General features: G+C 72.2%; 9 protein-coding genes. 5 read left to right on the top strand and 4 right to left on the bottom strand.

Annotation, left to right across the window (positions count from 1 at the left end; all coding sequences use genetic code 11):
* Positions 1 to 243: 243 nt before the first annotated feature.
* Together ACP4J3_RS26295 and hrpB are read left to right on the top strand one after the other, a co-directional pair.
* Entirely contained in the window at positions 244 to 1,086 is an 843-nt protein-coding gene (locus ACP4J3_RS26295) for a class I SAM-dependent methyltransferase (protein ID WP_426538505.1), read from the top strand.
* A gap of 4 nt (positions 1,087 to 1,090) precedes the next feature.
* Complete coding sequence (gene hrpB / locus ACP4J3_RS26290) at positions 1,091 to 3,670, top strand: ATP-dependent helicase HrpB (protein WP_426538504.1); 2,580 nt, start codon at positions 1,091 to 1,093, stop codon at positions 3,668 to 3,670.
* On the opposite strand, the gene ACP4J3_RS26285 is transcribed toward hrpB, so the two are convergent.
* The 3 genes from ACP4J3_RS26285 to ACP4J3_RS26275 all read right to left on the bottom strand — a co-directional run bounded on the left by ACP4J3_RS26285 (position 3,660) and on the right by ACP4J3_RS26275 (position 6,694).
* A complete protein-coding gene (locus tag ACP4J3_RS26285; RefSeq protein ID WP_426538503.1) occupies positions 3,660 to 4,652 on the bottom strand; it encodes a DUF3068 domain-containing protein in 993 nt (330 codons plus the stop codon). The two genes, hrpB and ACP4J3_RS26285, sit on opposite strands and share 11 nt — an antisense overlap.
* Positions 4,653 to 4,678: 26 nt before the next feature.
* On the bottom strand, positions 4,679 to 4,813 hold the full coding sequence (locus tag ACP4J3_RS26280; protein WP_107438846.1) for an SPW_0924 family protein: 135 nt from the start codon (positions 4,811 to 4,813) through the stop codon (positions 4,679 to 4,681).
* Between the two features lie 135 nt (positions 4,814 to 4,948).
* Positions 4,949 to 6,694, bottom strand: a complete 1,746-nt coding sequence (locus ACP4J3_RS26275; protein ID WP_426538502.1) for a lytic transglycosylase domain-containing protein — start codon at positions 6,692 to 6,694, stop codon at positions 4,949 to 4,951.
* A 222-nt stretch (positions 6,695 to 6,916) separates the two neighbouring features.
* Here ACP4J3_RS26275 and ACP4J3_RS26270 point away from each other — a divergent pair, with 222 nt between their 5' ends.
* A complete protein-coding gene (locus tag ACP4J3_RS26270; RefSeq protein WP_426538501.1) occupies positions 6,917 to 7,807 on the top strand; it encodes a DUF4184 family protein in 891 nt (296 codons plus the stop codon).
* Positions 7,808 to 7,926: 119 nt separating this feature from the next.
* Here the strand turns inward: ACP4J3_RS26270 and polA are convergent, their stop codons facing one another.
* Positions 7,927 to 10,653, bottom strand: coding sequence for a DNA polymerase I (gene polA / locus ACP4J3_RS26265; RefSeq protein ID WP_426538500.1), 2,727 nt, complete (start codon positions 10,651 to 10,653; stop codon positions 7,927 to 7,929).
* 171 nt (positions 10,654 to 10,824) lie between these two features.
* On the opposite strand from polA, the gene ACP4J3_RS26260 reads away from it, so the two are divergent.
* Both ACP4J3_RS26260 and ACP4J3_RS26255 read left to right on the top strand, forming a co-directional pair.
* A complete protein-coding gene (locus tag ACP4J3_RS26260) occupies positions 10,825 to 13,104 on the top strand; it encodes an FdhF/YdeP family oxidoreductase (RefSeq protein WP_426538499.1) in 2,280 nt (759 codons plus the stop codon).
* 52 nt (positions 13,105 to 13,156) lie between these two features.
* Positions 13,157 to 13,645, top strand: coding sequence for a hotdog fold thioesterase (locus ACP4J3_RS26255; protein WP_426538498.1), 489 nt, complete (start codon positions 13,157 to 13,159; stop codon positions 13,643 to 13,645).
* Positions 13,646 to 13,831 lie beyond the last annotated feature (186 nt).

The following is a 13,831-nucleotide window of genomic DNA, read 5'->3' as shown; positions in this document are numbered from 1 at the left end:
CGTCTGAGGTGCGCAGGCCCGCAGCGCAACTTGTAGCATACGGGGGCAGCCGGACATGGTCAATGCGCGAAGCCGCACACCCGGGGCGGATCGCCCCATACCCGGCACAAGACGTGTCTCTTGAGGCCACGCAGGCCTAGGGACGCCCCTTTCGTGACACCACCGACGGGGGCCGCGCCATTCAGGTGACGGAAGAGTACGACGAGGGAGCCGATCATCCAAGAGCCCGTATCGCCCGAGACCGTGTCCGACGCGTCCGAGCCGGAGGCCACGCGGCGTGCGGCCGGAGCCGCCGAGAGTTCCCGGGCCAACCGGGGGTGGTGGGACCGCAACGCCGACGAGTACCAGGTCGAGCACGGCACGTTCCTCGGCGACGACCGCTTCGTATGGGGCCCCGAGGGCCTGGACGAGGTGGAGGCCGAGCTGCTCGGCCCGCCGGAGGACCTCAAGGGCAAGGAGGTCCTGGAGATCGGCGCGGGTGCCGCCCAGTGCTCGCGCTGGCTGGCCGCGCAGGGCGCCCGCCCGGTCGCCCTGGACCTCTCCCACCGCCAGCTCCAGCACGCGTTGCGTATCGGGGGCGCGTTCCCTCTGGTGTGCGCCGACGCAGGGGCGCTGCCCTTCGCCGACGCCTCGTTCGACCTGGCGTGCTCGGCTTACGGCGCGCTGCCGTTCGTGGCCGACCCGGTGCAGGTGCTGCGCGAGGTGCGACGGGTGCTGCGGCCCGGCGGACGCTTCGTCTTCTCGGTCACCCACCCCATCCGCTGGGCCTTCCCGGACGAGCCGGGCCCCGAGGGGCTGTCCGTGGCCGCCTCCTACTTCGACCGCACGCCGTACGTGGAGCAGGACGAGCACGGCGACGCGGTGTACGTCGAGCACCACCGCACGGTGGGCGACCGGGTGCGGGACGTCGTGGCGGCGGGCTTCCGGCTGGTGGACCTGGTCGAGCCGGAGTGGCCGGCTTGGAACACCTCCGAGTGGGGCGGCTGGTCGCCGCTGCGCGGGAACCTGATCCCGGGGACGGCGATCTTCGTGTGCGAGCGAAGCGAGATGGGGGCACCCCCGGCCGGAGGCTGGGGGAGAGACTGAGCGCGTGATCCGTTACGACGCCCTGGACGCACTGCCCGTACGCGCCGCCCTGCCCGGCCTGACCGGCGCCCTTCAGGCGCACGGCACCGCGGTGCTCGTCGCGCCGCCCGGCACGGGCAAGACGACGCTGGTGCCGCTCGCGCTGGCGGGGCTGCTCGGCGAGGCACACGCGCCCGCGCGGCGGGTCGTCGTCGCCGAGCCCCGGCGGATCGCGGCACGGGCGGCGGCACGCCGGATGGCGTGGCTGCTGGGCGAGAAGGTCGGCGAGAACGTCGGCTACACCGTGCGCGGGGAGCGGGTCGTCGGGCGCCACGCGCGCGTGGAGGTCGTCACGACCGGTGTGCTGCTCCAGCGCCTGCAGCGCGACCAGGAGCTCGCGGGCGTGGACGCGGTGGTCCTCGACGAGTGCCACGAGCGTCATCTGGACGCGGACACGGTGACGGCGTTCCTGTGGGACGTACGGCAGACGCTGCGGCCGGAGCTGCGCCTGGTGGCCGCGTCGGCGACGACGGACGCCCAGGGGTGGGCACGGCTGCTGGGTGACGCGCCGGTGGTCGAGGCGGAGGGCGTCGCGCATCCCGTGGAGGTGGTGTGGGCCCCGCCGACGCGCCCGGTACGCCCACCGCACGGCATGCGGGTCGACCCGGCGCTGCTGACGCACGTGGCGTCGGTGGTACGGCGGGCGCTGACCGAGCGGGCGGGGGACGTGCTGTGCTTCCTGCCCGGCGTGGGCGAGATCGCGCGGGTGGCCGGGCGGCTGGGGGATCTCGGGGACGTCGAGGTGCTCCAGGTGCACGGGCGGGCGCCGGCGGCCGTGCAGGACGCCGTGCTGGCCGGTGGGGCGCGGCGCCGGGTGGTGCTGGCGACGTCCGTGGCGGAGTCGTCGCTGACGGTTCCCGGCGTGCGGGTGGTCGTCGACTCCGGCCTCGCGCGCGAGCCTCGCGTCGACCACGCGCGCGGGCTGAGCGCGCTGACGACGGTGCGGGCCTCGCGGGCGGCCGGGCGGCAGCGGGCGGGGCGGGCCGGGCGTGAGGCGCCGGGCGCGGTCTACCGCTGCTGGACTCAGGCCGAGGACGCCCGTCTGCCGCGCTTCCCGTCGCCGGAGATCAAGGTGGCCGACCTGACGGCGTTCGCGTTGCAGGCGTCCTGCTGGGGCGATCCGGAGGCCACCGGCCTCGCGTTGTTGGATCCGCCGCCGGGCGGGGCGATGGCGGCGGCGCGGGACGCTCTCGCCGGCGTCGGCGCAGTGGACTCGGCCGGGCGGGCGACCGGGCGAGGGGTGCGGTTGGCTCGGCTGGGGTTGCACCCTCGGCTGGGACGGGCCCTGATGGACGCGGCTGCGTCGGTCGGGGTGGACCCGGCCGCGGAGGTCGTCGCACTGCTGAGTGAGGAAGCGCCGCGGGAGTACGGGGATGATCTCGCCGGTGCGTTGCGGGCCGCCCGGCGTGCGGGTGACGCCTACGCGGGGCGGTGGCGGGCGGAAGTGCGGCGGCTGCGGGCCGTCGCCGCGGAGTTCGCCCACCTGCCCACCCGTGACCCTCATTCCGCAGAGGTGAACGTCGAGGCCTCGCCGGGTGCCGTGGGTGGCGGTGCGGGTGGGGCGGACGCCGGGGAGGACGGCCGCGTCGGGCTCGTCGCGGCCCTCGCCTTCCCCGAGCGGGTCGCCAAGGCCGACGGCGGGTCCTACCTCATGGCCTCCGGAACGCGCGCCGAACTCCCCGACGGCTCCGCCCTGCGCGGAGCTCCCTGGATCGCCGTGGCCGTCGCGGACCGCCCCGTCGGCAAGGGGCACGCGCGCGTGCAGCTCGCCGCCGCGGTGGACGAGGACATGGCCCGCTCGGCGGCGGCCACGCTGTATTCCGAGCGCCAGGAGGTCCACTGGGCCGACGGGGACGTCGTCGCCCGGCGGGTCGAGCGGCTCGGGGCGATCGAGCTCGCGGCGCGTCCCCTGGCGGACGCCGACCCCGTACTCGTACGCGACGCGCTCCTGGAAGGTCTACGGCAGGAAGGGCTCGGCCTGCTGCGCTGGTCCGCCGACGCGGGCGTACTGAGGCAACGGCTCGCGTTCCTCCACCTGCACCGCGGCGCCCCCTGGCCCGATGTGTCCGACGACGCGCTCCACGCGCGCGTGGACGAATGGCTGGAGCCCGAGCTGAGCCGCGCGCGGCGGCGGGCCGACCTGGCGCGGATCGACGCCGGGCAGGCGCTGGGCCGGCTGCTGCCGTGGGCCTCGGGGGAAGCCGGGCGGCTGGACGAGCTCGCCCCGGAGCGCATCGCCGTACCGAGCGGGTCCAGGATCCGGATCGACTACGGCAACCCCGAACAACCGGTTCTCGCCGTGAAGTTGCAGGAGATGTTCGGCCTGCACGAGTCGCCGTCCGTCGCCGGGGTGCCGCTCCTGGTCCATCTGCTCTCCCCCGCCGGGCGGCCCGCGGCCGTCACCGCCGACCTCGCGTCCTTCTGGAAGGACGGCTACAAGGGCGTACGGGCGGAGTTGCGCGGCCGCTATCCCAAGCACCCGTGGCCCGAGGATCCGGCCACCGCCGAGCCGACCCGGCACACCAACGCCCGGCTCAGGCGCTGACCGGCTCGGGTTCGGCGTCCTTCGCCGGCGCCGGGTCGCCGGGGCGGCGGCTGCGGGCCTCCAGGTAGAGGGAGAGGGCCAGGAGCAGGGCGCCCAGGGTCAGGAAGCCCCAGGGCAGGTACGACGTCATCAGCAGGACCAGGGTGCGGTTGGACTTGACCAGGTTCACGGTGTGGTCGATGTAGTCCTCGCGCATCTTCACGTGGCCCGCGAACGCCGTCACCTTGTCGCGGTCGCCGAGCAGGGTGCCGCCGCGCAGTTCCTCCTTGTGGATCTCCTCGCCGTAGACGGGGGCGCCGGTGAGGGGTTCGACCCAGAACTTGCGCACGGTGGTGTACCAGCGGGTCGTGCCGGTCTTGGCGACCGACTCCGGGGTGATGCCCTCGACCGGCATCGTCTTGGGGAACTTGACCTTGGTCCAGGGGATGGTCTGCTCGAAGTAGTAGACGTCGACGCCGCGGAAGTTCTGGGTGCCCTTGAAGTGTATGGGGGCCGTGACGCGCGCCTGGGCGTCGAAGTACTCGTAGTCCCGTTTCTCCGTCAGGAACGGCCACTTGAACTCGATGCCGGTGCGCTTCACCGGGTCGCCGTCGACCATCTCGCCGGTGGCGTGGACGGGTTCCTGGGTGTGGGCGTCGAAGATGTAGCGCTCGGGGATCCTGGAGACCATCTTGCCGTCGGGGCCGACGACGTAGGACAGGCCGTCCCAGACGACCACGTCCTTGCCGGCCGTCTTCTCGATCTTCTCCGACTCCTCGACGTTGCCCTTCAGGGTCTGCACGATGGTGACCTTGGGGACCTTGCGGGCCTGCATCGTGCCGTAGTCGAGGAGGGTGGCGTCCTTCGCCTCCAGGACCATGTCCTGGTACTGGCCGGCCGGGATCTTGGCCAGGCGCGGGAAGGCGTACCAGCGCAGCAGCGGGGACAGGGCCGCGAAGAACACGGCGAGGGCGAGCAGGATCAGGCTTGCCTTGCGGCGCATCTCGGCCTCCCTCCCGGACGGGGCGGTTACGGGTGTGCGGGCACCGTCGTCAGCAGCGGCTTGGGGGATGTCTCACCCGCCGGTGAGCCCATCGCGGTGAGCGCGAGGACCAGGGCGAGCGCGACGGCGAGTCCGGTCGCGGCGGCGATCAGGGCGCGCATACGGCCTCCCGACGGACTGGAACTGATAGGTCGTCAGCTCCGGCACCGTAGCAACGGGTGGGCGAGATGAGAACACGTCGCACACGACGGCGGCGCCCCTCAAGAGGAGGGGCGCCGCCACGGTCGTAGGAACGATTACGCGCTGGGGCTCGCCGACGGGCTCGCCGACTCCGTCGGCTCGGCCGCCGCCACGGTCAGCTCGACGGTCAGGGTCGCGCCGCCCGCGGTCTCGATGCGGAGCAGGAACGTACCGGTGGTGTCGTCCGCGTAGAGCTTCGGCAGCTTCAGCAGGCCGTCCGCGTCCGTCTCCAGGTCCTTCAGGGTGCGTACGGCCTTGCCGTCGGCGTCCTTGAAGTAGGGGCCCTTGTCGTTCTCGGTCGGGTCGTCCGCCGACTTGACGAGGGTGGCGGTGGCCGCGACCTTGTCGGCCACGGAACCCTGGTAGGTCGCCTTCACCTCGACCTGGTCGGCGAACTCGCCGCCCGGCGTGCAGGTGAGTTCGGCGTCGCCGGTGCGGGCCAGGGTGTCGGCGGCGCGCTCGGTGACGGTGGCCTTGTAGTCGAGGCCGGTGATCGTACGGCCGACGACGGTGGCCCGGACGACGAACGTCCCGGTGTTCTCGCCCGCCTTGAGCGCGGGCGCCACCGCCTCGCCGGCGAGGTCGGTGAGCGTCGTGGCGTACTTCTCGCCGTTGCCGAAGGCGGCGTCGGTGGCGCCGACGATCGTGAAGCGGACGCGGACCTTGGCGACGCCCTCGCCGGCCTTGGTCTCGGCGCGGGTGCCGATCCGCTCGGCGAAGGTGTCGCCGGCCATCGCGGTGAGCTGGGCGGTGCCCCGGTCCTCCAAGTGGTGGACCGTGTCGGTGGGGGTGGGGGGTGTCGTGCTCGGCGGAGTCGTGCTCGGCGGAGTCGTGCTGGGCGGAGTCGGCTTGGGGCTCGTGGAGCCGCCGCCGCTGCCGCCGCCGGGCTTGGTGGGGTTGGTGGGCGTCTTCGACGGCGTGGGTGTCTTCGACGGGGTGGGCGACGGCGAGGGGCCGGCCCCCGCGTGGTCGTCGCTGCGGTCGGACGGGAGGGTGCCGGTGCCGTCCGGGATCTCGTGGGTGCCCTTGCGGTAGTACTCCAGCCACCTCAGGACCAGGTTCAGGTAGTCCCGCGAGTTGTTGTAGCTGAGGATCGCGCGGTCGAGGTCGCCCTGGGTGGACAGGTCCCAGCCGTAGCGGCACAGATAGTGGGCGGCGGCGAGCGCGGCGTCGTAGATGTTGTTGGGGTTCTTCTGGCCGTCGCCGTTGCCGTCGCGGCCGGCCCACTCCCAGGTGGACGGGATGAACTGCATGGGGCCGACGGCACGGTCGTAGGAGCTGTCCCCGTCGTAGGCGCCGCCGTCGGTGTCGCTGATGCTGGCGAAGCCGTTGCCGTTGAGCTGGGGGCCGAGGATCGGGGAGAGCGTGTTGCCGTTCGCGTCGACACGGCCGCCGCGGGCCTGGCCGGACTCGACCTTGCCGATGGCGGCGAGGAGCTGCCACGGGAGGTTGCAGTTGGGCTTGGCCTGACGGAGCGCGGCCTCGGCCTTCTTGTAGGCGTCGAGGACGGTCGCGGGGATGCCCGCCTCGCTGTCGCCCGTGGCGACGGGGGTGTCGTCGTCGGCGCTGGGCGAGGGGCTGGGGCTGTTCAGCGGCGGCAGGTCCGTGTAGTACGGCGAGTTGCCGGTGGCGCTGTTCTCGGCGGGCGTGTCCGGCGAGGGCTGGGTTCCGGTGGTGACTCTTCGGCCGGCGTCGTCGGTCGTCACTCCCGGAGCCTGGGACGCGGCCAGTGCCGCGACCACGACCGCGGCGACCGTGGTGTTCACCGCGCCCTTGCGGAGCCTGCCGAATTGCGCCGCCATGAAATGGACCCCTCCCCTGGACGCCTGGGCGCCCGCCGCTGTCCGGCGGGCTCGCCGTGGTGACCCAGGCGACCCTACGACAACTTCCTTTGCACGGGCACCCGTTGATGTCCGATTTTTACCAGTTGGCCATATGCGGTCCACCTGTCAAATGTCGCGCATACTGGCTTCACCGAGCCCGGACCCGAACGGTCTCGTCAATCGACCGCACAAGGAGCCCCGTTGCCGTTCACGCTCAGCCATGCGGCGGCCGTACTGCCCGCCGTACGCACCGACGGAAGCGGCCGGGCCACGCTCGTGCCGGCCGTGCTGGTGGCGGGGTCCTTTGCTCCCGACATGACCTACTACGCGGCGAGTGTCCTGCCGGGGGCGATGGAGTTCGGCGATGTCACGCACTCGTTCGCTGGCGTGCTCACGGTCGATGTCGTCGTCGCCTGGGCGCTGGTGGGCCTGTGGCTCCTGCTGCGCGAACCGCTGGTGGCCCTGCTGCCGGTGCGGCGGCAGGCGCGGGTGGCCACGCTGCTGCGCTGCGGGGCGCCACGCGCGCGTGTCCGGCCGTCGCTGGCGGCGAGTTGGTACGCCTCGGCCGTACTGGGCTCGCTGACGCACGTCGTGTGGGACGCGTTCACCCATCTCGACCGCTGGGGGATGCGGCTGTTCCCGGTCCTGGGCGAGGAGATCGCGGGGTCGCCGCTGTACTGGTATCTGCAGTACGCCGGTTCGGCGGTGGCGGCGCTCGTCATCGTCGGGTTCGTGGTCGTGGCGCTACGGCGGTCCCCTGCCGTTTCGCCGGTCGGGGTGCCGGTGCTTTCGGTGCGGGACCGGTGGCTGGCCTGCGCGGTGATCGGCGGGTTGGCCGGGGTGGCGGCGGTGCAGCGGGCGTCTCGATGGTGGGCCTACTGGGGGGCCACCGCGAAGTACTGGGAGCTGATCCCGACGCTGTGCTTCGGGGCGGGCGCGGGGCTCGTCCTGGGGCTGGTGCTGTACGCCGCGGGGGTCAGGGTGTGGCGTCCGGCTGAGGGCTCTGGCGGTACGGGTTCGGGTGCGGATGCCGACGGTGCCGGGAGGGAGCCGAGTCGTAGCGGTCGGGCGGCGCGTCCCTCCGGGGGTTGAGCCGGGTTCCTGCTCGTCTGCCGGGTTGTTGTCGGATTGGGCGTGCGGGTAGTTCTTGGCTGGTCGCGCAGTTCCCCGCGCCCCTTTGGGGCGCGGGTGCCGGGCATCCACCCCGGAGGCTAATGCGCTGCCGACTCCCAGTCCGGGCCCGCGCCCACCGAGACGCCCAGGGGGACGCTGAGGTGGACGGCGTTGGACATTTCCTGGCGGACCAGGGACTCCGCGGCCTCGCGCTCGCCGGGGGCGATCTCCAGGACGATTTCGTCGTGGACCTGGAGGAGCATGCGGGAGGAGAGGTTCGCCTCGCGCAGGGCCCGGTCCACATTGAGCATGGCGATCTTGACGATGTCCGCCGCCGTGCCCTGGATGGGCGCGTTGAGCGCCATGCGCTCGGCGGCCTCGCGGCGCTGGCGGTTGTCGCTGTTGAGGTCGGGGAGGTAGCGGCGGCGGCCGAAGAGCGTCGCCGTGTAGCCGGTCGCCCGTGCCTCGTCGACCGCGCGGCGCAGATAGTCCCGCACGCCGCCGAAGCGCTCGAAGTAGGCGTCCATCAGCGCCCGTGCCTCGCCCGCGTCGATGTTGAGCTGCTGGGAGAGGCCGAAGGCCGACAGGCCGTACGCCAGGCCGTACGACATCGCCTTGATCTTGCGGCGCATCTCCGCGTCCACCGCGGCCGGCTCCACGGCGAACACCTGTGAGGCGGCCGTGGTGTGCAGGTCCTCGCCCGAGGTGAACGCCTCGATCAGGCCCTCGTCCTCGGACAGGTGGGCCATCACGCGCAGCTCGATCTGGCTGTAGTCCGCGGTCATCAGGGACTCGAAGCCCTCGCCGACCACGAAGCCGCGGCGGATCGCCCGGCCCTCGTCGGTGCGGACCGGGATGTTCTGGAGGTTCGGGTCGGTCGAGGAGAGGCGGCCGGTCGCCGCGACCGTCTGGTTGAAGGTGGTGTGGATCCGGCCGTCCGTCGCGATCGTCTTGATCAGGCCCTCGACGGTGACCCGGAGCTTGGCCTGCTCGCGGTGGCGGAGCATGATGACCGGCAGCTCGTTGTCGGTCTGGGTGGCCAGCCAGGCCAGGGCGTCGGCGTCGGTCGTGTAGCCGGTCTTGGTCTTCTTCGTCTTGGGCAGGGCCAGTTCGCCGAAGAGAACCTCCTGGAGCTGCTTGGGCGAGCCCAGGTTGAACTCGCGCCCGGCCGCCGCGTGCGCCTCCTTCACCGCCTGCTGGACGGCGCCCGCGAACATCTGCTCCATGGCCTCCAGGTGGGCCCGGTCGGCCGCGATGCCGTGCCGCTCCATGCGGGCCAGCAGGGCCGAGGTCGGCAGCTCCATGTCACGGAGCAGGTCCGCGGCGCCGACCTCCTGAAGGCGGCTCTCGAAGGCCTCACCCAGGTCGAGGACCGCGCGGGCCTGGATCATCAGCGCCTCGGCCTCGGCGCCGTCGTCGGTGCCGAAGGCGAGCTGGCCGTCGGCCGCCGCGGCGGGGGCCAGCTCGCGGTGCAGGTACTCCAGGGACAGCGCGTCCAGGTCGAAGGAGCGGCGGCCCGGCTTGACCAGGTAGGCGGCGAGCGCGGTGTCCATGCGCACGCCCTCGATGCTCCAGCCGTGCTCGGCGAAGACCCGCATCGCGCCCTTGGCGTTGTGGAAGACCTTCGGCCTGGCGGCGTCGGCCAGCCAGGCCGCGAACGCCGTCTCGTCGGCCTCGTCCAGCTCCGACGGGTCGAACCAGGCGGCCGCGCCGCCGCCCGCCGCGAGCGCGACCTCGGTGACCGAGCCGGTGCCCAGCGCCCAGGCGTCGACGGTGGCCACGCCGAGCGGCTCACCGCCGTGCTCCGCCAGCCACGGGGCCAGCTCGCCGGTGCCGAGCACCGCGCCGTCCAGCTCCACGCCGTCGGTCGCGATCGGGGTGGTCTGCGCCTCCTCGGCCCCCGGGTCCACGCCGAACAGGCGCTCGCGCAGGGACGGGTTCCTGATCTCCAGGGTGTCCAGGACCATCGAGACGGCCTTGCGGTCGTACGCCTCGCGCGCGAGGTCGGAGACGGTCTTGGGCAGCTCGACGCCCCGCTCCAGCTCGGTCAGCCGGCGGTTGAGCTTGACCGCCTCCAGGTGGTCGCGGAGGTTCTGGCCGGCCTTGCCCTTGACCTCCTCGACGCGCTCGACCAGCTCCGCGAACGAGCCGAACTGGTTGATCCACTTCGCGGCGGTCTTCTCGCCGACGCCCGGGATGCCCGGCAGGTTGTCGGAGGGGTCGCCGCGCAGGGCCGCGAAGTCGGGATACTGGGCGGGCGTCAAGCCGTACTTCTCGAAGACCTTCTCCGGGGTGAAGCGGGTCAGCTCGGAGACGCCCTTGGTCGGGTACAGCACCGTGGTGTGCTCGCTGACGAGCTGGAAGGAGTCGCGGTCGCCGGTGACGATCAGCACCTCGAAGCCGGCGGCCTCGGCCTGGGTGGCGAGGGTGGCGATCACGTCGTCGGCCTCGAAGCCGTCGACCGCGAACCGCGAGACGTGCATCGCGTCGAGCAGCTCGCCGATCAGCTCGACCTGGCCCTTGAACTCGTCCGGGGTCTTGGAGCGGTTCGCCTTGTACTCGGTGAACTCCTCGGAGCGCCAGGTCTTGCGGGACACGTCGAAGGCCACCGCGAAGTGGGTGGGCGCCTCGTCGCGCAGCGTGTTGGCCAGCATCGACGCGAAGCCGTAGATCGCGTTCGTCGGCTGGCCCGTCGCGGTCGTGAAGTTCTCCGCGGGCAGCGCGAAGAAGGCGCGGTACGCCAGCGAGTGCCCGTCCATGAGCATCAGGCGCGGTCGGCTGCCGCCGGGGCTGTTGTCGGTCTGCTTCGATGCTGTCTCTGCCACGCCCCCGATCCTGCCACGCCCCACTGACAGTCGGTCCCCATCGGGGGTACGGCTCCGTGCGGGGCCCGCGGTGGGGCGGGGTCCGGGTGCCGGCACCCGCCGCCCCGTTGTCGGTGGGGCGTGCGAGGATCGGAGATGTAGCTCACACGTGTAGGTGCGAAGGAGTGCGCGATGGCCACCAAGCCGCCCAAGGGTGATCCGGTTCAGGACGCGCCGCAGGTCGCCGAGCCACAGCACGCGGCGGCCGGGCTGCCCGCCATCGGGCACACCCTGCGCATCGCGCAGCAGCAGATGGGCGTGAAGCGGACCATGCTGACGCTGCTCAGCGTCAATCAGAAGAACGGGTTCGACTGCCCGGGCTGCGCCTGGCCGGAGCCGGACCACCGGCACAAGGCGGAGTTCTGTGAGAACGGCGCGAAGGCGGTGGCCGAGGAGGCCACGCTGCGCCGGGTCACCCCGGAGTTCTTCGCCGCGCACCCGGTCGCCGACCTCGCGACCCGGAGCGGTTACTGGCTGGGGCAGCAGGGGCGGCTCACCCACCCCATGTACCTGCCCGAAGGGGGCACGCACTACGAGCCGGTCTCCTGGGAGCGCGCCTTCGACATCGTCGCCGAGGAGATCGCCGCCCTCGCCTCCCCCGACGAGGCGGTCTTCTACACCTCGGGCCGCACCAGCAACGAGGCCGCGTTCCTCTACCAGCTCTTCGCGCGCGAGCTGGGCACGAACAACCTGCCGGACTGTTCCAACATGTGCCACGAGTCGTCCGGGTCGGCGCTGTCGGAGACCATCGGGATCGGCAAGGGCAGCGTCCTGCTCGAGGACCTGTACAAGGCCGACCTGATCATCGTCGCCGGGCAGAACCCGGGCACGAACCATCCGCGCATGCTCTCCGCCCTGGAGAAGGCCAAGGCGGCCGGGGCGAAGATCATCACCGTCAATCCGCTGCCCGAGGCCGGCCTGGAGCGCTTCAAGAACCCGCAGACCCCGCAGGGCATGCTCAAGGGCGCCGCGCTCACCGATCTGTTCCTGCAGATCCGCATCGGCGGCGACCAGGCTCTCTTCCGTCTCCTCAACAAGCTGATCCTTCAGACCGACGGCGCGCTCGACGAGGAGTTCGTCCGCGAGCACACCCATGGCTTCGAGGAGTTCGCCAAGGCCGCCCGTGCCGCCGACTGGGACGAGACGCTGACGGCGACCGGTCTCACGCGCGAGGACATCGACAAGGCCATGGAGATGATCCTCGCCTCGCGGCGCACCATCGTGTGCTGGGCCATGGGCCTGACCCAGCACAAGCACTCGGTGCCGACCATCCGCGAGGTCGTCAACTTCCTTCTGCTGCGCGGGAACATCGGCCGCCCGGGCGCGGGCGTGTGCCCGGTGCGCGGTCACTCGAACGTGCAGGGCGACCGGACGATGGGCATCTTCGAGCGGCCCGCCCCGGCCTTCCTGGACGCCCTGGAGAAGGAGTTCGGCTTCGCGCCACCGCGCGAGCACGGCTACGACGTCGTACGGGCCATCCGGGCGATGCGCGACGGCGCGGCGAAGGTCTTCTTCGCCATGGGCGGCAACTTCGTGGCCGCCACGCCCGACACCGACGTCACCGAGGCGGCGATGCGGCGCGCCCGGCTGACCGTGCACGTGTCGACGAAGCTCAACCGCAGCCATGCCGTCACCGGCGCCCGCGCGCTGATCCTGCCCACTCTCGGCCGTACCGAGCGCGACCTTCAGGGCAGCGGCGAGCAGTTCGTGACCGTGGAGGACTCCATGGGCATGGTGCACGCCTCCCGGGGCAAGCTGGAGCCCGCGAGCACCCATCTGCTGTCGGAGCCGGCGATCGTGTGCCGACTGGCGCGCCGGGTGCTGGGCGAGGACAGCCCGACGCCGTGGGAGGAGTTCGAGAAGGACTACGCGACGATCCGTGACCGCATCGCGCGCGTGATCCCCGGCTTCGAGGACTTCAACGCGCGCGTGGCCCGCCCCGGAGGCTTCACGCTCCCGCACGCCCCGCGCGACGAGCGCCGCTTCCCGACGGCGACCGGCAAGGCCAACTTCACTGCGGCGCCGGTCGAGTACCCCCAGGTGCCCGAGGGACGGCTGCTGCTGCAGACCTTGCGCTCGCACGACCAGTACAACACCACGATCTACGGCCTGGACGACCGCTACCGGGGGATCAGGAACGGCCGCCGGGTCGTCATGGTCAACCCCGAGGACGCCCAGCGGCTGGACATCGCCGACGGGTCGTACGTCGACCTGGTGAGCGAGTGGAAGGACGGGGTCGAGCGGCGGGCGCCCGGCTTCCGGGTGGTGCACTATCCGACGGCCCGCGGCTGCGCGGCCGCCTACTACCCGGAGACCAACGTCCTGGTTCCGCTGGACGCCACCGCGGACACCAGCAACACCCCGGCCAGCAAGTCCGTCGTCGTACGTCTGGAACAATCGGCGACCGACTGAGCGTTTGCTCAGTCGACGTTTCCGACCGAGCACGACGAACGGAGCCGCCTCCATGGGCGAACAGCAGCACGTGAAGTTCCCGCAAGAGGTCATCGACGAGTACGCCGCGCTCGGCGTCGACCTGCCGGCTCTGTTCTCGGCCGGGCACCTCGGGACACGCATGGGTGTCCAGATAGTGGAGGCCTCGGCCGAGCGCGTCGTCGGGACCATGCCGGTGGAGGGGAACACCCAGCCGTACGGGCTGCTGCACGGCGGCGCGTCCGCGGTGCTCGCCGAGACGCTCGGGTCGGTGGGGTCGATGCTGCACGCCGGCAGCTCCAAGATCGCGGTCGGGGTCGACCTCAACTGCACCCACCACCGGGGGGTGCGCTCCGGCCTCGTCACGGGCGTGGCCACACCCCTGCACCAGGGCCGCTCGACGGCGACGTACGAGATCGTGATCAGCGACGAGGAGGGTCGGCGGGTGTGCAGCGCGCGGCTGACCTGTCTGCTGCGCGACGTACGGCCGGGCGACGGGGAGCACGTGCGGACGGCGAACTGACGCCTGCGCCCAGTCGACGATCCGGTGACGTCAACCCCCTTGTGTTTCCCCGCCGTTGAAAGCGGAGCACCCGGCCGCATAACGTCGAGGCATGACAACGGGAGGACCCCGCCGGAAGGGGGCCGCGCTCGGACTGGCGCTGCCGGCCGCCGCATCGGCGGCAAGCTGCGGGGATTCGGGCGCGCG

The organism is Streptomyces sp. UG1, from assembly GCF_049974585.1.
Taxonomy (GTDB): Bacteria; Actinomycetota; Actinomycetes; order Streptomycetales; family Streptomycetaceae; genus Streptomyces.
This window is presented reverse-complemented; position numbering and strand designations above follow the sequence as displayed.